General features: G+C 61.9%; 21 protein-coding genes. 13 read left to right on the plus strand and 8 right to left on the minus strand.

The window, feature by feature from the left end; translation table 11 throughout:
- Window positions 1–3: 3 nt before the first annotated feature.
- Window positions 4–2,037 carry a choline BCCT transporter BetT gene (gene betT / locus KB892_RS18730; protein ID WP_004142478.1) on the minus strand — a complete coding sequence of 678 codons (2,034 nt, stop codon included), beginning with the start codon at window positions 2,035–2,037 and terminating at the stop codon, window positions 4–6.
- A gap of 128 nt (window positions 2,038–2,165) precedes the next feature.
- Here betT and betI point away from each other — a divergent pair, with 128 nt between their 5' ends.
- The 3 genes from betI to betA are packed head-to-tail and all read left to right on the plus strand — an operon-like array spanning window position 2,166 to window position 5,917.
- Window positions 2,166–2,753: a transcriptional regulator BetI gene (gene betI / locus KB892_RS18735; protein WP_004151671.1), complete on the plus strand. Its 588-nt coding sequence runs from the start codon at window positions 2,166–2,168 to the stop codon at window positions 2,751–2,753.
- A gap of 13 nt (window positions 2,754–2,766) precedes the next feature.
- Window positions 2,767–4,239, plus strand: coding sequence for a betaine-aldehyde dehydrogenase (gene betB / locus KB892_RS18740; RefSeq protein WP_002893471.1), 1,473 nt, complete (start codon window positions 2,767–2,769; stop codon window positions 4,237–4,239).
- A gap of 13 nt (window positions 4,240–4,252) precedes the next feature.
- A complete protein-coding gene (betA, locus tag KB892_RS18745) occupies window positions 4,253–5,917 on the plus strand; it encodes a choline dehydrogenase (protein WP_004142489.1) in 1,665 nt (554 codons plus the stop codon).
- 120 nt (window positions 5,918–6,037) lie between these two features.
- On the opposite strand, the gene KB892_RS18750 is transcribed toward betA, so the two are convergent.
- Window positions 6,038–6,733: a GNAT family N-acetyltransferase gene (locus tag KB892_RS18750; RefSeq protein ID WP_002893466.1), complete on the minus strand. Its 696-nt coding sequence runs from the start codon at window positions 6,731–6,733 to the stop codon at window positions 6,038–6,040.
- 205 nt (window positions 6,734–6,938) lie between these two features.
- Between KB892_RS18750 and KB892_RS18755 the strand changes: the two genes are divergently transcribed.
- The 5 genes from KB892_RS18755 (at window position 6,939) to KB892_RS18775 (ending at window position 12,002) form a co-directional block, all read left to right on the plus strand.
- On the plus strand, window positions 6,939–8,507 hold the full coding sequence (locus KB892_RS18755) for an ABC transporter substrate-binding protein (protein WP_002893463.1): 1,569 nt from the start codon (window positions 6,939–6,941) through the stop codon (window positions 8,505–8,507).
- Between the two features lie 119 nt (window positions 8,508–8,626).
- Window positions 8,627–9,649, plus strand: coding sequence for an ABC transporter permease (locus KB892_RS18760; protein ID WP_002893462.1), 1,023 nt, complete (start codon window positions 8,627–8,629; stop codon window positions 9,647–9,649).
- A complete protein-coding gene (locus tag KB892_RS18765; protein ID WP_004151672.1) occupies window positions 9,649–10,482 on the plus strand; it encodes an ABC transporter permease in 834 nt (277 codons plus the stop codon). Before KB892_RS18760 ends, KB892_RS18765 begins: the two co-directional genes overlap by 1 nt.
- Window positions 10,475–11,311 (plus strand): ABC transporter ATP-binding protein, encoded by an 837-nt coding sequence (locus tag KB892_RS18770; RefSeq protein ID WP_004151673.1) that lies wholly within the window; start codon window positions 10,475–10,477, stop codon window positions 11,309–11,311. The genes KB892_RS18765 and KB892_RS18770 overlap by 8 nt, the downstream gene beginning before the upstream one ends.
- Window positions 11,298–12,002, plus strand: a complete 705-nt coding sequence (locus KB892_RS18775) for an ABC transporter ATP-binding protein (protein ID WP_004151674.1) — start codon at window positions 11,298–11,300, stop codon at window positions 12,000–12,002. Before KB892_RS18770 ends, KB892_RS18775 begins: the two co-directional genes overlap by 14 nt.
- A gap of 734 nt (window positions 12,003–12,736) precedes the next feature.
- On the opposite strand, the gene KB892_RS18780 is transcribed toward KB892_RS18775, so the two are convergent.
- Window positions 12,737–14,074 carry an aspartate aminotransferase family protein gene (locus KB892_RS18780; protein WP_004151675.1) on the minus strand — a complete coding sequence of 446 codons (1,338 nt, stop codon included), beginning with the start codon at window positions 14,072–14,074 and terminating at the stop codon, window positions 12,737–12,739.
- A gap of 180 nt (window positions 14,075–14,254) precedes the next feature.
- Here KB892_RS18780 and KB892_RS18785 point away from each other — a divergent pair, with 180 nt between their 5' ends.
- Window positions 14,255–15,019 carry an SDR family NAD(P)-dependent oxidoreductase gene (locus tag KB892_RS18785; protein ID WP_002893192.1) on the plus strand — a complete coding sequence of 255 codons (765 nt, stop codon included), beginning with the start codon at window positions 14,255–14,257 and terminating at the stop codon, window positions 15,017–15,019.
- 53 nt (window positions 15,020–15,072) lie between these two features.
- On the opposite strand, the gene KB892_RS18790 is transcribed toward KB892_RS18785, so the two are convergent.
- Genes KB892_RS18790 through KB892_RS18805 form a run of 4 tightly spaced genes read right to left on the minus strand, consistent with a single transcriptional unit; the run spans window position 15,073 to window position 18,047 of the window.
- Entirely contained in the window at window positions 15,073–15,834 is a 762-nt protein-coding gene (locus KB892_RS18790) for an amino acid ABC transporter ATP-binding protein (RefSeq protein ID WP_004151676.1), read from the minus strand.
- Window positions 15,827–16,492 (minus strand): amino acid ABC transporter permease, encoded by a 666-nt coding sequence (locus tag KB892_RS18795; RefSeq protein ID WP_002893189.1) that lies wholly within the window; start codon window positions 16,490–16,492, stop codon window positions 15,827–15,829. Before KB892_RS18795 ends, KB892_RS18790 begins: the two co-directional genes overlap by 8 nt.
- A 14-nt stretch (window positions 16,493–16,506) precedes the next feature.
- Window positions 16,507–17,148: an amino acid ABC transporter permease gene (locus KB892_RS18800; RefSeq protein WP_002893187.1), complete on the minus strand. Its 642-nt coding sequence runs from the start codon at window positions 17,146–17,148 to the stop codon at window positions 16,507–16,509.
- A gap of 47 nt (window positions 17,149–17,195) precedes the next feature.
- Window positions 17,196–18,047 carry a transporter substrate-binding domain-containing protein gene (locus tag KB892_RS18805; RefSeq protein ID WP_002893184.1) on the minus strand — a complete coding sequence of 284 codons (852 nt, stop codon included), beginning with the start codon at window positions 18,045–18,047 and terminating at the stop codon, window positions 17,196–17,198.
- A gap of 241 nt (window positions 18,048–18,288) precedes the next feature.
- Here KB892_RS18805 and KB892_RS18810 point away from each other — a divergent pair, with 241 nt between their 5' ends.
- A complete protein-coding gene (locus KB892_RS18810; protein WP_002893182.1) occupies window positions 18,289–19,752 on the plus strand; it encodes a MocR-like pyridoxine biosynthesis transcription factor PdxR in 1,464 nt (487 codons plus the stop codon).
- On the opposite strand, the gene KB892_RS18815 is transcribed toward KB892_RS18810, so the two are convergent.
- The gene (locus tag KB892_RS18815; RefSeq protein ID WP_004151677.1) at window positions 19,749–21,083 is read right to left on the minus strand and encodes an aminotransferase-like domain-containing protein; all 1,335 of its coding nucleotides are present in this window, start codon (window positions 21,081–21,083) and stop codon (window positions 19,749–19,751) included. The two genes, KB892_RS18810 and KB892_RS18815, sit on opposite strands and share 4 nt — an antisense overlap.
- Window positions 21,084–21,207: 124 nt before the next feature.
- Here KB892_RS18815 and KB892_RS18820 point away from each other — a divergent pair, with 124 nt between their 5' ends.
- From KB892_RS18820 to KB892_RS18830, 3 genes are all read left to right on the plus strand, one after another.
- On the plus strand, window positions 21,208–22,116 hold the full coding sequence (locus KB892_RS18820) for a DMT family transporter (RefSeq protein WP_002893130.1): 909 nt from the start codon (window positions 21,208–21,210) through the stop codon (window positions 22,114–22,116).
- 121 nt (window positions 22,117–22,237) lie between these two features.
- Window positions 22,238–23,353 carry a YbdK family carboxylate-amine ligase gene (locus tag KB892_RS18825; RefSeq protein ID WP_002893127.1) on the plus strand — a complete coding sequence of 372 codons (1,116 nt, stop codon included), beginning with the start codon at window positions 22,238–22,240 and terminating at the stop codon, window positions 23,351–23,353.
- A 47-nt stretch (window positions 23,354–23,400) separates the two neighbouring features.
- A complete protein-coding gene (locus KB892_RS18830) occupies window positions 23,401–24,120 on the plus strand; it encodes a phosphodiester glycosidase family protein (RefSeq protein ID WP_004151678.1) in 720 nt (239 codons plus the stop codon).
- Window positions 24,121–24,177 lie beyond the last annotated feature (57 nt).

The following is a 24,177-nucleotide window of genomic DNA, read 5'->3' on the forward strand; positions in this document are numbered from 1 at the left end:
TGATTAGCCATCCGGGAACATCACGCTGTTCCCCGGCGCTTCCCGATGCAGATGGATAAAGTTCAGGTGCCGCTCGTACTGGTCGAGAATATCGGTGATCACCTGCTCTTTGCTGTAGTCCATCAGGTCGTTACCCTGACTGCCCTCCAGCAGGAAGGTCTCCAGCCGGTAATAGGTGGATTTCCCGCTGCGCGCCCGATAGGTAAAGCCCGGCACCGAGTACTGCTGCGGCCAGATCTTGTAGATAAAATTCTGCTCGTCGCCCATGTGCACCAGCAGATCGAGGTGGCCAAGGTTCTCACCCTCTTCCGGCGGCAGGCTCTTCAGTTCCACCGCGGCGCCGCGCAGCCGCAGCTCCTGGGCCACCTCCTCCATCGCCGGGTAGCACACCGTCTCCATCATCAGTTTGGTATAGCGCGTGCCGGGGTAATTCATCAGCCGCGACAGGCGCTTCTTCCAGCTCAGACGATCCTGGAGGCCCATCGGGCGCGGGGCGGTGTCGCGGCTGGCGCTGACCCGGCGGTAATCTTCCACTTTCAGAGATTTATACAGTCCGGCCATCACGAAGAAAATCACAAAGCTGAACGGCAGCCCCATGATCACCGTGGTGTTCTGCAGCGCCGAGATGCCGTTGGTCATCAGCATCCCGAGGGTCAACAGACCGATGGCCACCGACCAGAAGATGCGCAGCCAGTTCGGGGCGTCGCTGTTGATGTCCTTCAGCTTCGAGGTGAAATTCCCCAGCACCAGCGCGCCGGAGTCGGCGGAGGTAACGTAAAACAGCAGACCGGTGATGGTCGCCACCGACGCGCTAAAGGTAAACGCCGGATACTGCGCCAGCAGGCTGTAGAAGCCGCGCTCCGGGTGGGCCATCGCCTCCTGGGCAAAGGCCGCGTCGCCGTGGATGATCTCATACAGCGCGCTGTTGCCGAACACCGACAGCCACAGCAGGGTAAAGGTGAAGGGAATAATCAGGGTGCCCATCACAAACTGGCGGATGGTGCGCCCGCGCGAAATGCGCGCCAGGAACAGGCCCACAAACGGCGACCAGGCCACCCACCACGCCCAGAAAAAGAGCGTCCAGTTGTTCATCCATTCTACCGGCCGGTCGAAGGCGAAGCTGTTCAGCGTCATGCCCATAAAGCGATTGACGTAGTCGCCGACGTTGAGCACTAACGCATTGAGCAGGAAGGAGGTATCGCCCATGAACAGCACGAACAGGATCAGCCCCAGCGCGAGGGCGACGTTCAGTTCGGAGAGCACGCGGATGCCCTTGTCCACCCCGGAGGTGACCGAGATGGTGGCGATGATCACCGACAGCGCAATCAGGGCCGCTTTCGCCGCCAGCGAGTCCGGAATATCGAACAGCACGCTCAGACCGTAGTTGAGCTGCACGACGCCGATACCGAGGGTGGTGGCGATGCCGAAGATGGTGCCGATCACCGCCGCAATATCGACGCTGTGGCCGATGGGCCCATTGATCCGTTTGCCAAAAATCGGGTACAGCGCCGAGCGGATGGTGAGCGGCAAATTATAACGATAGCTAAAGTATCCCAGCGCCATGCCCATCAGGGCATACATTGACCATCCGGTTAAGCCATAGTGAAACAGGGTCCAGACCATCGCCTGGCGCGCCGCCTCGATGGTCTGCCCCGCCCCTTCCGGCGGCTGCATATATTGCGTCACCGGCTCGGCGACTGAGAAGAACATCAGGTCGATGCCGATGCCGGCGGCGAACAGCATCGCCGCCCAGCTCAGCAGGCTGAACTCGGGCTTTGACTGCTCCGGCCCGAGCTTCACTGAGCCGAAGCGCGAGCAGGCAATGCAGACGACGAAGACGATATACAGCGTCGCCGCCAGCAGATAGTACCAGCCGAAGGTTTTCGACACCCAGTCCAGGGTGCGCCCAATCCACTCGGCAGAAAAATCGCGAAAAAAGATCGTCATCAGGGAAAACAACAAAATCAGTCCGGCCGAGGTATAAAAAACCACCGGATTGATTTTGTCCTTTTCTCTGCTTTGCGAAAGATCTGTCATCCAGTATCCCCACTGTTTTTGTAACTATTAAAATCCAAATCCGCAACAATTAAGACACATTTTATATTGAACGTCCAATCAAAAACCGCTTTAATAGTTAACCAACGCTGATGAATGGAGTGGCAAAAATGCCCAAACTGGGGATGCAGCCGATCCGGCGCAGGCAGCTGATCGACGCCACGCTGGACGCAATAAATGAAGTCGGAATGCACGACGCGACCATCGCGCAGATTGCCCGGCGGGCGGGCGTATCGACGGGGATCATCAGTCACTATTTCAAAGACAAAAATGGTCTGCTGGAGGCGACCATGCGCGACATCACCAGCCAGCTGCGCGACGCGGTGCTCAACCGTCTGCACGCTCTGCCGGACGGCAGCGCCAGCCAGCGCCTGCAGGCGATTGTCGGCGGCAACTTTGATGAGACGCAGATCAGCAGCGCGGCGATGAAGGCCTGGCTGGCCTTTTGGGCCAGCAGCATGCACCAGCCGATGCTTTATCGGTTACAGCAGGTCAGCAGCCGTCGCCTGCTGTCGAATCTGGTGTACGAATTCCGCCGCGAGCTGCCGCGCGAGCAGGCGCAGGAGGCCGGCTACGGGCTGGCGGCGCTGATAGACGGCCTGTGGCTGCGGGCGGCGCTCAGCGGCAAACCGCTGGATAAAACGCTGGCGCAGTCGCTGACCAGCCACTTTATTCGTCAGCATTTACCGAACCCATAACCGAGGAGGCGTTATGTCCCGAATGGCAGAACAGCAGCTTTATATTAATGGTGGTTATACATCGGCCACCAGCGGTCGCACCTTCGAGACCATCAACCCTGCCACTGGCGAGGTGCTGGCGACCGTTCAGGCTGCCGGACGCGAGGATGTCGACCGCGCCGTCGAGAGCGCGCAGCGTGGGCAAAAAATCTGGGCGGCGATGACCGCCATGGAACGCTCGCGCATCCTGCGTCGCGCCGTCGACCTTCTGCGCCAGCGCAACGACGAGCTGGCGCGACTGGAGACCCTGGATACCGGGAAACCCCTCAGCGAAACCGCCGCCGTTGATATCGTCACCGGCGCCGACGTGCTGGAATATTACGCCGGATTGATCCCGGCGCTGGAAGGCAGCCAGATCCCGCTGCGCGACAGTTCCTTCGTCTACACCCGTCGCGAACCGCTGGGGGTGGTAGCCGGGATCGGCGCGTGGAACTACCCGATCCAGATCGCCCTGTGGAAATCGGCGCCAGCGCTGGCCGCTGGCAATGCGATGATTTTCAAACCGAGCGAAGTCACCCCGCTGACCGCCCTCAAGCTGGCGGAAATTTACAGCGAAGCGGGCCTGCCGGACGGGGTGTTTAACGTCCTGCCAGGGATCGGCGCGGAAACCGGCCAGTATCTGACCGAGCATCCGGACATCGCCAAAATCTCCTTCACCGGCGGCGTCGCCAGCGGCAAAAAAGTGATGGCCAACTCGGCCGCTTCATCACTGAAAGAGGTCACCATGGAGCTGGGCGGCAAATCGCCGCTGATTATCGCCGATGATGCCGACCTCGACCTCGCCGCCGATATTGCCATGATGGCCAACTTCTACAGCTCCGGTCAGGTGTGCACCAACGGCACCCGGGTGTTTGTCCCGGCGAAACAGAAGGCGGAATTCGAGCACAAGATCCTCGAGCGGGTGGCCCGCATCCGCCCCGGCGATCTGTTTGCCGATGACACCAACTTCGGCCCGCTGGTCAGCTTCCCCCATCGCGACAACGTTCTGCGCTATATCGAGAGCGGCAAACGCGAAGGCGCGCGCCTGCTGTGCGGCGGCGAGGCGCTGAAAGGCGACGGTTTCGATAACGGCGCGTGGGTCGCCCCGACGGTGTTTACCGATTGCAGCGACGAGATGACCATCGTGCGCGAAGAGATCTTCGGCCCGGTGATGTCGATCCTCAGCTATGCCGACGAAGCGGAGGTCATTCGCCGCGCCAACGCCACCGAATACGGCCTCGCCGCCGGCGTGGTGACGCCCAACCTCAACCGCGCTCACCGAATTATCCACCAGCTGGAAGCCGGCATCTGCTGGATCAACAGCTGGGGGGAATCCCCGGCGGAAATGCCGGTTGGCGGCTACAAACACTCCGGCATTGGCCGCGAGAACGGCGTGATGACGCTGCAGAGTTACACCCAGGTGAAGTCCATCCAGGTTGAGATGGGTAAATTCCAGTCCATATTTTAACCGGGAGGTTTTTTTGCAATTTGACTACATCATTATTGGTGCCGGCTCCGCCGGCAACGTTCTGGCAACACGACTGACTGAAGATCCAAACACCACCGTCCTGCTGCTGGAAGCCGGCGGCCCTGACTACCGGTTCGATTTCCGCACCCAGATGCCCGCCGCGCTGGCTTATCCGCTGCAGGGCAAGCGCTACAACTGGGCCTACGAAACCGAACCGGAGCCGTACATGAACAATCGCCGCATGGAGTGCGGACGCGGCAAAGGGCTCGGCGGCTCCTCGCTGATCAACGGCATGTGCTACATTCGCGGTAACGCGATGGATCTGGACAACTGGGCCAAAGAGCCGGGTCTGGAACACTGGAGCTATCTCGACTGCCTGCCCTACTACCGGAAAGCGGAAACCCGCGATATCGGGCCTAACGACTACCACGGCGGCGATGGCCCGGTGAGCGTGACGACGCCGAAGCCGGGCAATAATCCGCTCTTCGAGGCGATGGTTGAAGCCGGGGTGCAGGCGGGCTATCCGCGTACCGACGATCTCAACGGCTACCAGCAGGAAGGCTTTGGCCCGATGGACCGCACCGTGACGCCGCAGGGCCGTCGCGCCAGCACCGCCCGCGGCTATCTCGACCAGGCGCGCGGTCGCCCGAACCTGACCATCCGCACCCATGCGCTGACCGATCACATTATTTTTGCCGGCAAGCGCGCGGTGGGCGTCGAGTGGCTGGAGGGAGAGAGCACGATCCCGTCAAAAGCGACGGCCAACAAAGAGGTGCTGCTGTGCGCCGGGGCGATTGCCTCGCCGCAGATCCTGCAGCGCTCCGGCGTGGGTAACCCGGAGCTGCTCAGGCAGTTCGATATCCCGGTGGTGCACGATCTCCCCGGCGTGGGTGAGAACCTGCAGGACCATCTGGAGATGTATCTGCAGTACGAGTGCAAAGAGCCGGTATCGCTCTACCCGGCGCTACAGTGGTGGAACCAGCCGAAGATCGGCGCCGAGTGGCTGTTCGGCGGCACCGGCATCGGCGCCAGCAACCAGTTCGAAGCGGGCGGTTTTATCCGCAGCCGCGCAGAATTCGCCTGGCCGAACATTCAGTACCACTTCCTGCCGGTGGCGATTAACTACAATGGCTCCAACGCGGTGAAAGAGCACGGCTTCCAGTGCCACGTCGGCTCGATGCGTTCGCCCAGCCGCGGCCACGTGCGCCTGAAGTCGCGCGACCCGCACGCCCATCCGGCGATCCTGTTTAACTATATGTCCCATGAGCAGGACTGGCAGGAGTTCCGCGACGCCATCCGCATTACCCGGGAGATCATGAACCAGCCGGCGCTGGATAAGTATCGCGGCCGCGAAATCAGTCCGGGAATAGAATGCCAGAGCGATGCCGAACTGGATGAGTTTGTGCGCAACCACGCCGAGACCGCGTTCCACCCGTGCGGGACCTGTAAGATGGGTTACGACGAGATGGCGGTGGTCGATGGCGAGGGCCGCGTCCACGGTCTGGAAGGATTGCGGGTGGTCGACGCCTCGATCATGCCGCAGATCATCACCGGCAACCTCAACGCCACCACCATTATGATCGGCGAGAAGATGGCCGACGCCATTCGCGGCCGCCAGCCGCTGCCGCGCAGCACCGCGACGTATTATGTCGCTGGCGACGCGCCGGTTCGCCGCTAACAGGTCAATGCCGGGCGGCGACTACGCCTTGCCCGGCCTACCCTGAGGCGATGTAACGTAGCCCCGGTAAGCGCAGCGCGACCGGGGTGCCGTTCCGGGTTTTGACCCCATAGGTTGATGTTAGCGAAACGCCTCCAGGCGCTTAATCTGCTGACCGTCGGCAGTAAAGTTCTCCGCCGCCAGCCACGCCCGCAGCGCCGCATCGCGCGCAGGCCACTCGCCGTCGATGATGGACAGCATATCGCTGTCGCGCGTCCGCCCTTTACGCACCAGCCTCTGCCGCAGACGTCCTTCCCAGCTAAAGCCCAGCCGCTCGGCGGCGCGGCGCGAGGCGACATTCATCGAATCGCATTTCCACTCCAGCCGACGATAGCCATGGTCAAAGCCGTTTTTGAGCAGCAGCCAGACCGCTTCGGTACCCAGCGGGGTGTTTTTCATCCGTCGCGACCAGGTGACATGGCCGATCTCAACCGTGCCCATTTCCCGCTCGATCGCCATATAGCTGACGATGCCCACCGCCTGCTCGCTACGCAGGTCAACCACCGCATACGGCACCAGGGCATCATCATTCACCTTGCCCGCGATCCAGTGGGCGGTCGCCGCCACGCTCTCCGGCCGCGTAGACGCCAGCCACGTCCAGTCGCTGTTGTCGCCGAGCGCATAGGCGGCAAACAGATCCGCCGCATGACGGTCAACGTCCAGCGGCTCCAGGCGGCAAAAACGGCCATTTAACGCCGTCCGCCGCAGGACTTGCGCCCCCTGCCAGCCAGGGACCAGGTCGTTCACCTGCTGGCCATACTCATTAATTTCCGGCACACCCACCTCCTCGCAATAGACAATGCGTTATAGCAAGAACCCCGCAGCGGAGAAAGGCGCTTCTGCGCGACCGGCAATAACCTGTCGTTCTTGAATATGCGTTTTTAGCATAAGGATATCCTTATTTTGACTTTACGCCTTATGGCAAGCGGCCTAACGTAGCGAGGCATAAAACAATAAAATAACCATTCTTCAGGGATTGCACATGACCAAAAAACTGTTGCCTTTACTGCTACTATCGGCGTTCTCCGCCGCCGCGCATGCCGCCACGCCGCCCAACACGCTGGTGGTCGCCCAGGGTCTCGACGATATCGTCAGCCTCGACCCGGCGGAAGCTAACGAACTCTCCAGCATTCAGACGGTCCCCAGCCTCTATCAGCGTCTGGTGCAGCCGGACCGCAACAACCCTGAAAAAATCGTACCGATCCTCGCCGAAAGCTGGCAGGCCGATCCGGCGGCGAAAACCCTGACCATTAAACTGAAGCCGGATGCCAAATTCGCCTCCGGTAATCCGCTGCGCCCGGAAGATGTGATTTTCTCTTACACCCGCGCGGTGACGCTGAATAAATCGCCGGCGTTTATTCTCAACGTGCTCGGCTGGCAGCCGGACAACATCGCCAGCCAGCTGAAAAAGGTTGATGACCATACCCTGACGCTGCACTGGACCGCCGACGTCAGCCCGGCGGTGGCGCTGAATATTCTCTCCACCCCCATCGCCTCTATCGTGGATGAAAAACAGGTGGCGCCGAACGCGAAAAATAACGACTTCGGCAACGACTGGCTGAAGATGCACTCGGCGGGCAGCGGGGCCTATAAAATGCGCGTCTACCAGCCGCATCAGGCCATCGTGCTGGAGGCCAACGCCAGCTCCCCAACCGGCGCGCCGAAGATCAAGAGCATCATTATTAAAAACGTCCCCGACCCGGCTTCCCGCCGCCTGCTGATCCAGCAGGGCGATGCCGACGTGGCGCGCGATCTCGGCGCTGACCAGATTGCCGCTCTGCAGGATAAACCCGGCGTGAAGGTGCTGAGCATCCCGTCCGCCGAGCAGAACTACCTGGTGTTTAATACCGCCAACAGCGCCAACCCGCTGCTCAATAACCCGGCCTTCTGGGAGGCGGCGCGCTGGCTGGTTGATTATGAGGGCATCACCAAAAATCTGCTGAAAGGCCAGTACTTTATTCACCAAAGCTTCCTGCCGGCCGGCCTGCCGGGGGCGCTGGAGACTAATCCGTTCACCTTTGACCCGCAAAAAGCTAAGGCTATCCTTGATAAAGCGGGCATTAAGGATGCCCACTTCACCCTCGATGTGGAGAACAAACCGCCCTTTATCACCATCGCCCAATCGCTGCAGGCCAGCTTTGCCCAGGGCGGGGTGAAGGTGGATCTGCTACCCGCCGCCGGCAGCCAGGTCTATGCCCGGGTGCGCGCGAAGCAGCACCAGGCGGCGATCCGCCTGTGGATCCCAGACTACTTTGATGCCCACTCCAATGCCAGCGCCTTTGCCTGGAACGATGGTAAATCCAGCACCGTGGCCGGGCTCAACGGCTGGCAGATCCCTGAGCTGAATAAAGCCACCCTCGCCGCGGTGGCGGAGCCGGACCCGGCGAAACGCCTCGACCTGTACAAAACGATGCAGGAAACCCTGCTCCAGCATTCGCCGTACGTCTTTATTGACCAGGGGAAAACCCAGATCGTGGTGCGTGACAACGTGAAGGGCTATCAGCAGGGACTGAACGCCGACATGGTCTGGTACGATAACGTGACCAAGTAAGCGGGTTTTGTCACCGGGTACGGCGGCCTTGTCTGCCCGGATGACCGACTCCTCACCCGGGCCCGGTCGGCATCGCGCCGCCGGGTACAATGCTGATATACCAGGAATTTCCATTCTCCATGCCATCGTTTTCCACTCACCTTACCCGCCTGCTGCAGGGGCTGTTTACGCTGCTGCTCACGCTGTTCGGGCTGTTGCTGGTCACCTTCTCGCTCTCCGCGCTGTCGCCCGTCGACCGCGTACTGCAGATCGTCGGCGACCATGCCAGCCAGTCGACCTATGACCAGGTTCGCCATCAGCTGGGTCTCGACCAGCCGCTGCCGGTGCAGTTCTGGCACTACCTGGTCAACCTGGCCCATGGCGATCTTGGCATCGCCAGCGCTACCGGCCAGCCGGTGCTCCACGACCTGCTGGCGGTCTTTCCGGCGACCCTTGAGCTGGCGACCCTGGCGCTGATCGTCGGCGCGGTACTGGGCATCGTCGCCGGGGTGCTGTGCGCCCGTTACGCCGGTTCGCCGTGGGATCTGGCGGTTCGCACCTTTACCCTGTTGGGCAACTCGGTGCCCATTTTCTGGCTCGGCCTGCTGATGCTGGCCCTGTTTTACGCCCGGCTGCAGTGGGCGCTGGGCCCGGGTCGCCTCGACGATATTTATCAGTACACCGTCGAGCCACGCAGCGGTTTTGCGCTGATCGACACCTGGCTCTCCGGCGATACCGCGGCGTTTAAAAATGCGATCGGCCATCTGGCGCTGCCGGTGCTGGTGCTGGCCTATTACTCGCTGGCGAGCATCACCCGCCTGACCCGCTCCGCCTGCCTGAGCGAGATGAACAAAGAGTACATTCTGCTGGCGCGGGCCAAAGGGGCCGGAGAGATGACGATTCTGCTGCGCCACGTCCTGCCCAATATCCGCGGCACTCTGCTGACGGTGACCGCTCTCGCCTGGACCTCCATGCTCGAAGGGGCGGTGCTCACCGAAACCGTCTTCTCGTGGCCGGGGATCGGCCGCTATCTCACCACGGCGCTGTTCGCCGGGGATACCACGGCGATCATGGGCGGCACGCTGCTGATCGGCGTGAGTTTTGTGCTGATCAATAACCTGACCGATCTGCTGGTACGGTTAACCGATCCGAGGGTGCGCTGATGCCGACTTATCTGTTTTTACGCCGTCTGCGCCGCTCACCCGCCGCCTTCAGCGGCCTGACCCTGGTGATCCTGCTGGTACTGACCGCGCTGTTTGCCCCGTGGCTGGCGCCGCACGATCCCAACTGGCAGGATGCCGCCGCTCGTCTGCAGGGGCCCGGGGCGGGACACTGGCTCGGCACAGACAGCTACGGCCGCGACCTGCTGTCGCGCTTGCTCTACGGCGCCCGCCCGGCGCTGGGTCTGGTGGCGCTGGTGACCGCCATTACCCTGCCCGTCGGGCTGCTGGTAGGTATCCTCTCCGGTTACTATGGCGGGTGGCTGGAGCGGATACTGATGCGCTTTACCGACGTGGTGATGTCGATGCCGCGCCTGATCCTCGCCTTCGCGTTCGTGGCGATGCTCGGCCCGGGGCTGGTCAATGGCGCGCTGGCGTTAGCCCTGACCACCTGGCCGGCCTACGCCCGTCAGGCGCGCAGCGAAATTCAGCGCCTGCGCCATAGCGACTACCTCGCCGCGGCGGAGATGCTGGGCATCCGCGGCGGGCGGCTGCTGATCGGCCATATTCTGCCGCTGTGTCTGCCGTCGGCGATTGTTCGGCTGGCGCTCGATCTGGCGGGTATTATCCTTGCCGCCGCCGGGCTCGGTTTTCTCGGCCTGGGCGCCCGCCCGCCGATGGCGGAGTGGGGAGCGATGATTGCCGACGGGATGCAGGTGATTTTCGACCAATGGTGGATCGCCGCCATCCCCGGCGCGGCGATCCTGCTCGCCAGCCTGGCGTTTAACCTGCTGGGCGATGGCCTGCGCGATATTCTGGAGCCGCAACATGACTGACATCCGACTGACCGTCCAGGGACTCGCCGTCGACTATCCCACCGCCCGGGTGGTGGACAACGTCAGCTTCACCCTCGGCAACGAGCGGCTGGCGCTGGTGGGCGAATCTGGCTCCGGCAAATCGATGACCGCCCGGGCGCTGATGGGCCTGGTGCGCAAGCCCGGGGTGGTGAGCGCCGAACGGCTGGAGGTGCTGGGGCGCGATGTGCTGACCCTCAGCGCTCGCGGCTGGCGCGAACTGCGCGGCAACGATATCGCCATGGTGCTGCAGGATCCGCGCTATGCGCTGAATCCGGTGCAGTCCATTCAGACGCAGCTGGAAGAGGCGTTAACCCTGCATCAGCGTCTGAGCCGCCGCGCGCGCGCCGAGGCGGTCAAAGACGCCATCGCCGCCGTCGGTCTGGATCTGCCGGTCCTCAGCCGCTATCCCGGCGAACTCTCCGGCGGGATGGGACAGCGGGTGATGATCGCCCTCGCGCTGCTCAATAACCCGAAGGTGCTGATAGCCGACGAGCCAACTTCGGCCCTCGACGCCCGCCTGCGCAACCAGATCCTCGAGCTGCTGGTGGAGCAGTGCGCGCAGCGGCAGATGGCCATGTTACTGATCAGCCACGATCTACCGCTGGTAGCCGCGCATTGCGATCGCGTGCTGGTGATGTACCAGGGAAGACAGGTCGACGAGATGCCGGCGCGGGCGCTGCCGAGCGCGACGCACCCTTACACCCGCACCCTGTGGACCTGCCGGCCAAGTGCGCATACCTACGGCCAGATGCTGCCGACCCTCGACAGAACCCAGGACTTTACGGAGACAGCCCATGGCGATCGTTAATCTTCAGGATTTACAGGTTACATTCGGCGCGAAGACGGCGGTCTCCGCCGCCAGTTTCCGTGTCGACGCCGGGGAAACCTTCAGCCTGATCGGCGCCTCGGGCTGCGGCAAATCGACGATTTTGCGCGTGCTGGCCGGATTGCAGCGCGAATGGCGCGGCAGCGTGGATCTGCTCGGCCAGGCCATTATGCCGGGCGCCCGCTTTCAGGGCGATCTGCGGCGCAACGTGCAGATGGTGTTTCAGGATCCGTACGCCTCGCTGCATCCCAACCATACCCTGTGGCGCACCCTGGCGGAGCCGCTGCAGATCCACGGCATCCGCGACGTTGCCCCGCGAGTAACCACCGCCCTTGAGCAGGTGGGGCTGGCCGCCGACGCCGTCCGCCGCTATCCACACCAGCTCTCCGGCGGGCAACGGCAGCGCGTGGCCATTGCCCGCGCCCTGCTGCTGCGCCCGCAGATCCTGCTGCTGGATGAGCCGACCTCGGCGCTGGATATGTCGGTGCAGGCGGAAATTCTCAATTTGCTTAATCACCTGAAACAGGAGCACGGCATGACCTATCTGCTGGTCAGCCACGATGCCGACGTCATCGCCCATATGTCCGATCGGGCGGCGTTTATGGCGGAGGGCGTGATCCAGCGCTTTTTCGATCGCGAAGCGTTGGTCAACGGAGAGCACCGGATGAGGTGAGGCCAGCGGATGCGCGGTTGTTTTGTCGGGTGGCGCTTCGCTTATCCGACCTACAGGATCCACTCACAGGCTCACACCCCGTAGGCCCGTGCAAGCGCAGCGCCGCCGGGCAAGATATCAGGCACGGTATCCTTGATTTCGCCGGGTGGCGGCTGCGCCTTACCCGGCCTACAGCCCCAAATCACCACTGGCGCTGGGGCTGCTGAAACTGCCGGGGCTGGCGGCCTCAACATCGCTGAGACGTTCCCGGAAGGCCGGGGCAGCCCGCATGGATGCGGGCTGAGGGCCGTGTTTTGCACGGACGCTGCCTCGGCCCGACCCGAAGCCTGCAGGGATAAGTCGAAGGCACCGCGCAGCGGCGATGTTGCTGGCCGGAGCCCGGGGGTACAGGGGGCGGCGGCGACTGGCCGCCCCCTGTGCGCTCCCTGCGCCAGGAGTGACATAACGCAGGCGATTAACCGGGAGCGCAAACTACGCTGAAGCCACCGATAACATAAACAACCACACTGCAGTGCTTCCCCTCACCCTGGCCCTCTCCCGGAGGGAGAGGGAACCGTCCGGCTGGCGTTTAAGCCCGTGCAAGCGCAGCGCCGCCGGGCAAGATATCAGGCACGGTATCCTTGATTTCGCCGGGTGGCGGCTGCGCCTTACCCGGCCTACAGGATCCACTCACAGGCTCACACCCCGTAGGCCCGGCAAGCGCGCCGCCGGGCAACAGTATCCGGCCCCCTCCCCTACTTCGCCAGACTGGCAAAGCGAGCGAAGACCGCATCAAAAATCGCCAGCCCTTGCGCCACCTGCTCAGCAGTAATGGTGCACGGCGGCACCACGTGAATGCGGTTCTCCACCACAAAGGCCAGCAGCCCGGCTTCGGTCAGGGCCCCTTTGATCGCGGCCATGTCGGCGGCGGTCAGCGGCGTTTTTTGTTCACGGCTGCTCACCAGCTCCAGCGCCTGGAACAGGCCGCGACCGCGCACCTCGCCGATAATGGCGTGCTTCTCCGCCAGCGCCTCGAGACCGGGGCGCAGCACCTCGTTGCCGATAGAGGCCGCGTTCTCAACCACCTTCTCCTCTTTCATCGCGTCGATGGTGGCGACAATCGCCGCCATCGCCAGCGGATGGCCGGAGTAGGTCAGCCCCCCGGCAAAGAAGTGGTCGTCAAAGTAGCGGGCAATCGGCTCGCTAATCAGCACCCCGCCCGCCGGCACGTAGCCGGCGTTAACCCCCTTGGCAAAGGTCACCAGATCCGGCACCACGCCATCCTGCTCGAAGGCGAACCAGCTGCCGGTGCGGCCAAAGCCGGCCATCACCTCATCGAGGATCAGCACGATGCCAAACTCGTCGGCCAGGGCGCGCACGCTCTGCATATAGCCTGCCGGCGGCACGAGGATCCCGGCGGTGCCGGGGATGGACTCCAGCAGGATCGCCGCGATGGCCGTCGGCCCCTCGCATTCAATGATCCGCCGCAGATGCGCCAGCGCGCGCTGGCACTCCTCTTCCTCAGTCGCGGCGTTGAACTCGCTGCGGTAAAGGTAGGGGTTGAAGAAGTGAACGTGGCCGCGGGAGAACTCATTCGGCACCCGGCGCCAGTCGCCGGTAGCGGCGATCGCGCTGCCGGTGTTGCCATGATAGGAACGATAGGCCGACAGCACCTTGTCGCGCCCGGTATAGAGCCGCGCCATGCGAATCGCGTTCTCATTGGCATCCGCCCCGGCGTTAGTGAAGAACACCTTACTGAAGCCCGCCGGCGCCAGGTCGACGATGCGCTTCGCCGCTTCTCCGCGGGCAAGGTTGGCGGTGGCGGGCGCGATGGTGACCAGGGTCTCCAGCTGCGCCTTCATGGCCGCCAGTACCCGGGGGTGCTGATAGCCAATGTTGACGTTCACCAGCTGGCTGCTGAAATCGAGCCAGGTGTTCCCCTCATAATCCCATAGCTCGCAGCCTTGCGCCCCGGCGATGACCAGCGGGTTGAGATTGCCCTGCATCGACCATGAATGAAACACATAGGCGCGATCTAATTGCCGAACTTCGTCATTGCTTACCGCGACCTCGTTGTGAATTGCCAGCTTCATACCCTGCCCTCTCTCATGTCGTAGTGGTTGGCTTCATCATTGGCCTTGGCCGCGCAAATCGGATAGAGCCAGTGCGCGCATAACGATGTGACACGGTGTCACATCCCCGCCCGTCGTCTGGCCCTGTGCCTTGTCGTCCGGCGTTTTTATAGTGAAGGGACAACCGCACAGGAGAATGAGATGGCAACGAGCAACGTAGTGTTTATCACCGGGGCGACCTCGGGTTTTGGCGAAGCGGCAGCGCAGGTGTTTGCCGACGCGGGCTGGTCGCTGGTGCTGAGCGGGCGCCGCTATCCGCGACTGAAGGCCTTGCAGGACAGACTCGCCGCCAGGGTGCCGGTGCATATTATTGAGCTTGACGTTCGTGACAGCGAGGCGGTGGCTGCCGCCGTGGCGTCGCTGCCCGCCGATTTCGCCGATATCACCACCCTGATCAACAACGCCGGGCTGGCGCTGTCGCCGCTGCCGGCGCAGGAGGTGGCGCTGGAGGACTGGAAAACGATGATCGACACCAACGTCACCGGTCTGGTGACAGTCACTCACGCCCTGCTGCCGACGCTGATCCGCCATGGCGCCGGGGCGAGTATTATCAATATCGGCTCGATCGCCGGGCAGTGGCCCTATCCCGGCAGCCATGTGTATGGCGCCAGCAAGGCGTTTGTGAAGCAGTTCAGCTATAACCTGCGCTGCGATCTGCTTGGCACCGGCGTGCGGGTCACCGATCTGGCGCCGGGGATTGCCGAGACCGAATTTACCCTGGTGCGAACCAAAGGCGACCAGGCGGCATCGGATAAGCTCTATCGCGGCACCACGCCGCTGAGCGCGAGCGATATCGCCGAGCAGATGTTTTATATCGCCACGCTGCCGGCGCATATGAACATTAACCGGGTGGAGGTGATGCCGGTGCGTCAGGCGTGGCAGCCGTTCGCTATCGACCGGGATTAAGCGAAACCCGACGCATCCCCTGTCGGCGATACCGGCAGGGGATGCAGGCCGGACTAACGGCTGCTTTGCAGAAACTGCCTGACGCGTTCGGAGTCAGGCTGAGTGAAGAACTTCTCCGGCGGCGCCTTCTCAATCAGCAGTCCCTTCTCCAGAAACACCACCTCATTGGACACCTGGCGGGCAAAATCCATCTCGTGGGTCACCACCACCATGGTGTAGCCCTCGGCGGCAAGGGCTTTCATTACCCCCAACACCTCATTAACCAGCTCCGGATCCAGCGCCGAGGTCGGTTCATCGAAGAGGATAACTTCCGGCGACATCGCCAGCGAACGGGCGATCGCCACCCGCTGCTTCTGCCCGCCGGAGAGAGTGATCGGGTAGACATCGGCTTTGTGCGCCATGCCGACTTTCTCCAGCTGCTGCATGGCCATGGCCTTCGCCTCGTCTCGTTTCATGCCCTTAACGCGCAGCAGCGCCTCGCTGACGTTCTGCTGCACGGTCAGGTGCGGCCACAGGTTAAAACTCTGAAAGACCATCCCCACCCGCTCGCGGATTTTGGCCAGCTGGCGGTGCGACATCGCCCGGCCGCGCTGTTCATCAATCCCCAGCCGCTGACCGCCGATATGAATTTCACCGCGGTCCGGCTGTTCCAGCCAGTTCATACAGCGCAGCAGGGTGGATTTTCCCGACCCGGACGAGCCGAGAATACTCACCACGGTCCCCTTCTCCACCGTCAGGTTAATATCCCGCAGGACTTCCACATTATCGAACTGTTTGGAGACGTTTTTGACGCTTACGGCAATAGACTCAGGCATGGCTCATTCCTCTTTTGGCTCCCCAGGCGGTCAGGCGCTTAATCAGCAGCTCCAGCAGAATGCTGATCGCCCAGTAAAGCCCAATGGCGACGATAAAGGCGTTAAACGGAATAAAATAGGTCGCCTGGACGCTGTTGGCGGCGGCGGTGATCTCCTGAACGGTAATAATGCTCAGGAAAGCGGTGTCCTTCAGGCAAATAATCAGCTGATTGCCGATCAGCGGTAAGGCGGAAGAGACGATATTGGGTAAAATAATCCGCCGAAAAATGGCATAGCGAGAAAAGCCCTGAGCAATCGCCGCTTCAATATATCCGCCGGAAAATACCCGCCGCTGGCTGCGCAATATTTCAAAGAAATAGGCGCCATGATAAATAATCAGGGCCAGTAAACCGGCGGTCCACGGCTCCATGCTAATACCGAGCTGCGGCAGTCCGTAATACAGAAGATAAGCGAGGATCAAAAAAGGGATCGCGCGCATCAGGCTGACGAAACCAATAATAATCCGGTTAATCACTTTCTTTTGATATTCGCTAAAATAACACAGCGCAATACCGATAATCAGCGCCGCCAGGGCGGCGGTAATAAACAGTTCGAGGGTCGCGAATAACCCGGCAATAAAGCTATCGCGAACCGACCAGATAACGCCCCACTGATTCATAATGCCTCCCGTTCCTAGCGCGCCAGACGCCTGGCTTTACGTTCCGCGATACCCTGCAGCTTCAACAAACAGCCGATGATCGCCACATACAGCAGGCCGGCGGCGAGGATCGGCGACAGCGGCTCGTAGGTGACCGAGGAGATACGGTTGGTGACCCGGGTGAGATCCACCACGCCAATCACGGCGATCGCGGGGCTACCTTTGATCAAAAAGGACATCTCATTGACCAGCGCCGGCAGGCTCTCGATCCACATCTGCGGCAGCATGATGTAGCGGAAGTAGGTCCAGCGGCGCATCCCTACCGACTCCGCCGCCTCCCGCTGTTCGCGCGGAAAGGTGCGGAAGGCATTGCGCCAGATCTCAGCGTTAAACGCCGACGTGTTAAGCGTCAGCGCCACGATGGCGGCCACGTTCTTGTCGAGGTTAATGCCCATCGTGGGCAAGGAAAGGAACAGAAATAGCACCAGCGTCACCAGCGGCGTCGCACGGGCCAGACTGATATAGACCACCAGCAGCTGGTCGATCACCGGCAGGCGCAGCATCCGTACCAGGGCGATCAGCAGGCCAGCCACCACCCCGAAGGCGATAGCGATGGCCGAAATCCAGAGGGTCGTCCATGCGCCTTCGATTAATAACTGCCAGGAAATTGCATCCATGAGGCCCTCCTTCTCAACAACAGGCGGCGGTCGCCCGCCGCGGAATATTACAGTCCGGCGAGTTTGTGAAACTGTTCCGGGCTGGTGATCGCCTCGGTCGGCAGGTTGTCATAGGTTTCGCCGAACCATTTTTTCTGCAGCTCGGCGAGCTTGCCGGTCTCCTTCATGTGGTTCATAAACTTGGTCATATAGGCCAGCAGCTGCGGCGAGTTTTTCGGGATCGGCCACGCCATATACCCCGGTCCGGAGACGGCCAGCCCTTTGGCGAAGACCTTCGGTTTGGCTTTCGCCAGGTCGTTTACCGAGATCACCACGTTAATCACGTAATCCAGTCGCTTGTTCGCCAGGTCGGCGTAGGCTTCCGGATAGGAGGGATACTCCACCACCGGTCCCAGCTTGCCGCCGGTCTTCTCCAGCATCGCCTTCAGCTCCGGCAAACGCGCCAGCAGCGCGCTCCCGGCCTGTAACCCCACTTTTTTGCCGCTGAGATCGGCAATGGTATTTAGCGAGGTATCGCCAGCGCGTTTGACGAAATAGTGCTGTGCGGAGGCCCACGGTGGGGTGAAATCAAAGACCTTCAGCCGCTCATCGGTAATAACCGCCCCGGTTAAGGCCATATCGTATTGCCCGGTGGAGACAGCCGCTAATAATCCGGTCCACGGTAATATGCTCTGGTCGACATGGAATTTGGCGTACTTACGTAATTCCTCAAGCATATCTTTGTTAAAGCCATCAGCCTGGCCATTATTCATAAAGTTAAACGGCGCATAATCATCTTCCGTCGCCACTTTCAGGGTGCCGGACTTTTCTATTTCCGGAAGATCGGCCGCGACGGCGTGATAAGAAAAAGCGACCGTTAATACAGCGCTCAGACACATTGATGCCAATGATTTTTTCATTATTTCACCCCTGATGGATTGGCCAGACGGGTTCATTCCAGAACGCGAAAAGGTTTCTGCAAAATAGTGGCCGGGGACGTTCCGGTCCACGGCGGCTGAATACGTTTTTAATGTGGGAGCGTTTTTCAATTCCGTATAGAGCCAGATGGGCCGCATCGCTGTGTCAGATGGCGGCAGGGTGGTATGGAATTTGCTGAGTGTAACGGGTGGTCGCAATGCGTTATTGCCAGAGGAGCCCCGTATGATCCGTCACCTGTTACACGTTGATTTTCAGCCTGGCCGCGGTTTGCAGGAACAGGTGCGAGAGACGCTGGTGAATGCCATTCTCAGCGGGATCTTCGCCGCCGACACCCCGCTGCCCTCCTGTCGCCAGCTGGCCAGCCAGCTTCGCGTCTCGCGTAACACCAGCGCGCTGGTGTTCGAAAGTCTGGTCAACGAGGGCTACCTGATTAGCCGCCCACGCAGCGGTTACTACCTGCATCCCGACTATCATGAAGCTTCGCCTGCCGCCGTCGAGAGTGCACCGCAGCGCGAAGCGGCTGCACCACGCTGGGGCGACCGGCTGCAGATGACCCCCAGCCAGCAGGAGTCGATCCTCAAACCGGCGGGCTGGATGCACTACCGCTACCCGTTTATCTACGGCCAGCCCGATACCCGGCAATTCCCGCTGGCCACCTGGCGCTCGGCGGCGAACTGGCTGCACGGCGGGGTGCGCGACCCGGCGTGGGTCATCGACCATATTGACCAGGATGTGCCGATGCTGATCGAGCAGATCCGCACCCGGGTGCTGCCCAAGCGGGGCATTGTCGCCGCGCCGGATGAAATTCTCATCACCCTTGGCTCGCAAAATGCCCTCTACCTGCTGACCCGACTGCTGCTCTCTTCCACCACCCGCATTGGCGTCGAAAACCCCTGCTTCCGCGAAGCCATCAACACCTTTCTGCTCGCCGACGCCGAGGTGGTGCCGCACCCGGTGGATGAAGAGGGGATCGTGCTTAATGAGCGTCCCTGCGATTACTACTATGTCACTCCAGGTCATCAGGTGCCCACCGGGGTGACCATGAGCAGTGCGCGGCGTCGCCAGTTGCTGGAGCATGCCGCCCGCCATGACGCGGTCATTATTGAAGATGATTATGACTCGGAGAGTAACTTTACCCTCAACCCGCTGCCGGCGCTGAAGGCCAGCGATCGCAGCGGCCGGGTGGTGTATGTCAGCAGCCTGTCAAAAGCGCTGTCACCGGGGCTGCGGTTGGGGTTTATGGTCGCCGACCCGGACCTGATCGACGAGGCGCGCGCCCTGCGCCGGCTGGTCTATCGCCATCCGCCGACCAACATTCAGTACCAGATGGCCCACTTCCTTGCACAGGGCCATTATGAGACCCATCTGCGGCGCTACCACTATGACTCCGCCCAGCGCTGGGAGCGTCTGCACGCCGCCCTGCAGCGCTATCTGCCGTCGTGTCGCGCGCTGGCGGGGAGCGAACATGCTAACGCCTTCTGGCTGCAGACCCCGGCGCAGATCAACACCCAGCAGCTCACCTGGCGCGCCGCCCACGCCGGCGTGCTGATTGAGCCCGGGGCGCGCCATTTTCTTAACGCCGCGCCGCCGGATAACTATTTTCGCATGGGATTCCACGCCATTAACCCTGACGCCATCGCCCAGGGGGTGGAGGTCCTGCGCGGCCAGCTGGAGCAGATGGGTTAGCGGTATTGTTCATACTCAACGGCGTCGCGCACGCTGAGCAGCGCCGGGCGCAGGCTGTCGAAAGGCACCGATCCGAGCGCAATGCGCAGCGCCTGCGGGATCGTGGCGGAGACGCAGAACGGCTCGGCGGTCGATACCGAAATGCGGCGTTCCATCAGCGCATTCGCCAGCCGATCGGCCCGGCTCTCTTCACCCAGCGGCAGCCAGACGAAGTACGAATCGGGATGACTGACGACGGGAAGCCCACAAAGCACCTCGCGGGCCACCTGCTGCCGCTGTCGCGCATCCTGGCGTTTCTGCGTTTCAAAGCGCGCCACCGTGCCATCTTCAATCCAGGCGCAGATCAGCGAACTTGTCAGCGTCGGCGTATTCCACGTCGTGGCCCGGATGGCGCGCTCAATCTCCGGGCGATAGCGCGGCGGAGAAATCACCACCCCCACGCGCAGTCCGGTGGCGATATTTTTTGAAAATCCGGTGACATACACCGTTCTTTCCGGCGCATAGCTGACCACCGGCGGCGGCGGACGGCTCACCAGCCGGGCATAGGCGGCATCTTCAATAATCAGCAGATCGTGCTGGCGCGCAAGATCGGCCAGCGCCTGCCGCTGACCGGTGTTGAGCACCCAGCCCAGCGGATTGTGCAGCGTCGGCATGGTATACACCGCCCGCACCCGCCGCTGCTGGCACAGCGTCTGAAGCGCCCGCAGGTCCGGTCCCTCCGGCCGACAGGGGATCGCCGCCAGCTCCAGATGATACAGCGCCGCCAGAATTTTGAAGCCCGAATAGGTCAGCGCATCCACCGCCACCACATCCCCCGGACGTAACAGCCCCATGACGGTCACCGCCAGCCCGTGCTGTGCGCCGTTGACGATCAGGACATTTTCCGCGTCCGGCGCAAAGTGCTGGCAGGTCAAATGGCGGACGATAATGTCCCGCTCGGCGAGCCGCCCTGCATGAGGCTGATAGCGCAGATGCGAGTCAATATCGCCCGCCATCGCCAGCTGCCTGAGCGCCTCGCGCAGCGCATCGCCCTGCTCCGGCAGCGAAGGGTAGTTGAAATTGAGATCCACGACATCGGCGGCGACCACCTGCTGATCGACCCCGTGCCCCGGAGGCAGCGAGAGGTCGCGCACGAAGGTGCCGCGGCCGGTTTCGCCGCTGACCAGCCCCATCTCTTCCAGTTCACGGTAGACGCGCGTGGCGGTGGCCAGCGAGATGCGCTCCCCGGCGGCAAGGGTACGGTGCGTCGGCAGACGGCTGCCGGCGGGCAGCTGCCCGCTGCGGATCGCCTGCGCATATCGGTCGACAACGGCTTTATATCGGGCTTTCATCGTGAAATGTATCTATGACAATAATTTGATTGTATTAGATTGGCCACATTACCATCGCCGCTGACGATGCTCAAGCGGGCGCAGCCCAATCAGATAACGCGAGGTTAACGTGGTAGATTCAGCAATGGATAAATCGGCGCCCGGTCCCTGGTCCGGATGGCTTCATGGTTTACTGGGGGTGATCATTTTCAGCGGTTCGCTGCCCGCGACGCGGCTGGCGGTGCAGGATATGGATCCGTTGTTATTGACCTTTCTGCGCGCCTCTATCGCCGGGCTGCTTGCCATCGCGCTGCTGGTGGGCTTTCGCCAGAAACGCCCGCGCCTGGCGCAGCTTGTGTCCCTGATCATCGTCTCATCCGGGGTGGTGCTCGGCTTTCCGCTACTCACGGCGCTGGCCCTGCAGCGCATCACCTCGGCGCATTCGATTGTGTTTATTGGCCTGCTGCCGCTGATGACCGCCCTCTTTGGCGTACTGCGCGGCGGCGAACGCCCGCGGCGGGCTTTCTGGATCTTTTCGCTGCTGGGCAGCCTGCTGGTGGTGGGATTCGCCCTGACGCAAAATGCGGCGGCCTCACTCAGCGGCGATCTGCTGATGCTGGCGGCGGTTATCGTCTGCGGCCTCGGCTATGCGGAAGGGGCGAAGCTGACGCGGGAGCTCGGCGGCTGGCAGGTGATCTGCTGGGCGCTGGTGATTGCCCTGCCGTTGATGCTCCCCGCCTCGCTGCTGGTTCAGCCCGCCTCCTGGCATGCCATCTCGGCCTCCTCCTGGGCGGCGCTCGGCTATGTGTCGCTGTTCAGCATGCTGATCGGTTTCATCTTTTGGTACAAAGGGCTGGCCGCGGGCGGGATCGCCGCCGTCGGCCAGCTCCAGCTATTGCAGCCGTTCTTCGGACTAGGCCTGTCGGCGGCGCTGTTGCACGAAACCGTCAGCCCCTTGATGCTGGCGGTCACGCTGGGCGTGGTGCTGTGCGTGGTGGGCTCGCGCAAATTTGCCCGCCAGCGGGTTGGCGAAGAGAACGGGGGCAACAATTGACCTGACGCGTCGCCTAATATCGCGGGATGCGGCGCGAGGCGAATGGATAAGCTGCGTAGCAAAGCCAACGTAAATGTGTGACGGGTATATACTTCAGGGAACACATCGACCGGGAGAGACTATGCCTTTAGCCGATTTTCACCGCTCCGATCCTTTTACCCTCGGTATCGAACTGGAGCTGCAGGTGGTGAACCCGCCGGGTTACGATCTCAGCCAGGATGCCTCGACGCTGATTGCCGACGTCCAGCATGAGCTGACCGTGGGAGAAGCCAAACACGACATCACCGAGAGCATGCTGGAGATCGCCACCGGGGTGTGCCGCGACATCAGCCATGCGCAAATCCAGCTCAGCGCCATCCAGCAGGCGGTCCAGCGCGCGGCGCTGCGCCATCATCTGCAGATCTGCGGCGGCGGTTCCCACCCCTTTCATGCCTGGCAGCGCCAGCAAATCAGCGATAACCCGCGCTATGTCAAAACCGTCGAGCATTTTGGCTATCTGGCACAGCAGGCGACGGTCTTTGGCCAGCATGTGCACGTCGGCTGCCAGAGCGGTGACGACGCCATCTATCTGCTGCATGGCCTGTCGCGCTTTGTACCGCACTTCATCGCCCTTAACGCCGCCTCACCGTGGTTTGACAGCACCGACAGCCGCTTCGCCTGTTCACGCCTGAACCGCTTCTCCTCCTATCCCGACAACGGTCCGATGCCGTGGGTGGCCGACTGGCAGGGGTTTCGTCGCCTGTTCCGCCAGCTGAGCTACACCAGCATGATCGATAGCATGAAGGATCTGCACTGGGATATTCGCCCCAGCCCGCAGTTTGGTACCGTCGAGGTGCGGGTGATGGACACCCCCTTGACCCTTGCCCAGGCGATCCACATCGCCGGCTTTATTCAGACCCTGGCCTGCTGGCTGTTGACGGAGCGTCCTTTTAAGCACCAGCCTGATGATTATCTGCTGTACCCCTTTAACCGCTATCAGGCCTGCCGCTACGGGCTGGACGGGACCCTCACCGACGTGCGCAGCGGGGAGCAGCGCAGCATCCGCCAGGAGATCCTGCAGCTCGCCGACCGGCTGGCCCCTTTCGCCCATCAGCTGAAGGCGACGGCAGCGCTGGAGGCGGTGGTTCGCCAGGCGAAATCGCCGCAAAGCGAGGCGCAGCAGATGCGCGACTTTATCGCCAACGGCGGTTCGCTTTCCGGGCTGGTGCAAAAACACTGTGAGATTTGGGCGGCATAAGGCAGCGAGGCGGGTATACTCGGCGCAGACTATAGAAAGGACTGCCCATGTTATTACGTTGCCTGCTCCCTCTGGCGCTGCTGCCCCTGGCCGCCGTCGCCAGCGCCGCCTGTACCCTCACCGACCCGACGCTGACCCTGCAGAGCTATCGGGTGGATGCGCAGAAAGAGCGCATTGCGATGTACTGGCAGGATCGGCACGGCAAAGCCTGGGGTTCCCTGCGTTCGCTGCTGGCGGGTATCGATGGCGACGGCCGGGTGCAGATGGCGATGAACGGCGGCATTTACGATAAGGCCTACGCGCCGCTGGGGCTGTATATCGAAGACGGCAAACGGCTGACGCCGGTAAACCGCTCCGCCGGCGGCGGGAACTTCTTTATCCGCCCCGGCGGCGTATTCCTGGTGGAAAACGGCCGGGCGAAAATCGTGCCGCTGCCGGCGTACAAACCCTCTCCCGCCATCCGCTATGCGGTGCAGTCCGGCCCGATGCTGATTGAAAATGGCGCCATCAACTGGCGACTGAAGCCCTCCGCCAGTTCGCGCAAGCTGCGCAACGGGGTTGGTATCGATAAGCAGGGCCGGGTGGTGTTTATGCTCAGCGATCGCGAGACCAACTTTTACGATTTTGCCTGCTATGCGCAGTCAAAGCTTGGCGTGCGGCAGATGCTTTATCTCGACGGCACCCTGTCGAAGATGTACCGCAAAGGCGGCAGCGTGCCGTGGCAGTATCATCCGTTCGTGACCATGATAACGGTGGAGAGAAAATAGCGGGCGCGTTTGGGGGCGGCCATTCCAGCCAGGAGAGTGAATAAATTAACGACAGGC

This window comes from Klebsiella sp. P1927 (genome assembly GCF_018204675.1).
Classification (GTDB): Bacteria; Pseudomonadota; Gammaproteobacteria; order Enterobacterales; family Enterobacteriaceae; genus Klebsiella; species Klebsiella pneumoniae.

What these genes read in the sequence shown, in the direction of transcription:
- betT (WP_004142478.1), bottom strand. Translation starts at nt 2,037, where the DNA reads ATGACAGATCTTTCGCAAAGCAGAGAAAAGGACAAAATCAATCCGGTG.
- betI (WP_004151671.1), top strand. Translation starts at nt 2,166, where the DNA reads ATGCCCAAACTGGGGATGCAGCCGATCCGGCGCAGGCAGCTGATCGAC.
- betB (WP_002893471.1), top strand. Translation starts at nt 2,767, where the DNA reads ATGTCCCGAATGGCAGAACAGCAGCTTTATATTAATGGTGGTTATACA.
- KB892_RS18755 (WP_002893463.1), top strand. Translation starts at nt 6,939, where the DNA reads ATGACCAAAAAACTGTTGCCTTTACTGCTACTATCGGCGTTCTCCGCC.
- KB892_RS18760 (WP_002893462.1), top strand. Translation starts at nt 8,627, where the DNA reads ATGCCATCGTTTTCCACTCACCTTACCCGCCTGCTGCAGGGGCTGTTT.
- KB892_RS18765 (WP_004151672.1), top strand. Translation starts at nt 9,649, where the DNA reads ATGCCGACTTATCTGTTTTTACGCCGTCTGCGCCGCTCACCCGCCGCC.
- KB892_RS18770 (WP_004151673.1), top strand. Translation starts at nt 10,475, where the DNA reads ATGACTGACATCCGACTGACCGTCCAGGGACTCGCCGTCGACTATCCC.
- KB892_RS18775 (WP_004151674.1), top strand. Translation starts at nt 11,298, where the DNA reads ATGGCGATCGTTAATCTTCAGGATTTACAGGTTACATTCGGCGCGAAG.
- KB892_RS18780 (WP_004151675.1), bottom strand. Translation starts at nt 14,074, where the DNA reads ATGAAGCTGGCAATTCACAACGAGGTCGCGGTAAGCAATGACGAAGTT.
- KB892_RS18785 (WP_002893192.1), top strand. Translation starts at nt 14,255, where the DNA reads ATGGCAACGAGCAACGTAGTGTTTATCACCGGGGCGACCTCGGGTTTT.
- KB892_RS18790 (WP_004151676.1), bottom strand. Translation starts at nt 15,834, where the DNA reads ATGCCTGAGTCTATTGCCGTAAGCGTCAAAAACGTCTCCAAACAGTTC.
- KB892_RS18795 (WP_002893189.1), bottom strand. Translation starts at nt 16,492, where the DNA reads ATGAATCAGTGGGGCGTTATCTGGTCGGTTCGCGATAGCTTTATTGCC.
- KB892_RS18800 (WP_002893187.1), bottom strand. Translation starts at nt 17,148, where the DNA reads ATGGATGCAATTTCCTGGCAGTTATTAATCGAAGGCGCATGGACGACC.
- KB892_RS18805 (WP_002893184.1), bottom strand. Translation starts at nt 18,047, where the DNA reads ATGAAAAAATCATTGGCATCAATGTGTCTGAGCGCTGTATTAACGGTC.
- KB892_RS18810 (WP_002893182.1), top strand. Translation starts at nt 18,289, where the DNA reads ATGATCCGTCACCTGTTACACGTTGATTTTCAGCCTGGCCGCGGTTTG.
- KB892_RS18815 (WP_004151677.1), bottom strand. Translation starts at nt 21,083, where the DNA reads ATGAAAGCCCGATATAAAGCCGTTGTCGACCGATATGCGCAGGCGATC.
- KB892_RS18820 (WP_002893130.1), top strand. Translation starts at nt 21,208, where the DNA reads ATGGATAAATCGGCGCCCGGTCCCTGGTCCGGATGGCTTCATGGTTTA.
- KB892_RS18825 (WP_002893127.1), top strand. Translation starts at nt 22,238, where the DNA reads ATGCCTTTAGCCGATTTTCACCGCTCCGATCCTTTTACCCTCGGTATC.
- KB892_RS18830 (WP_004151678.1), top strand. Translation starts at nt 23,401, where the DNA reads ATGTTATTACGTTGCCTGCTCCCTCTGGCGCTGCTGCCCCTGGCCGCC.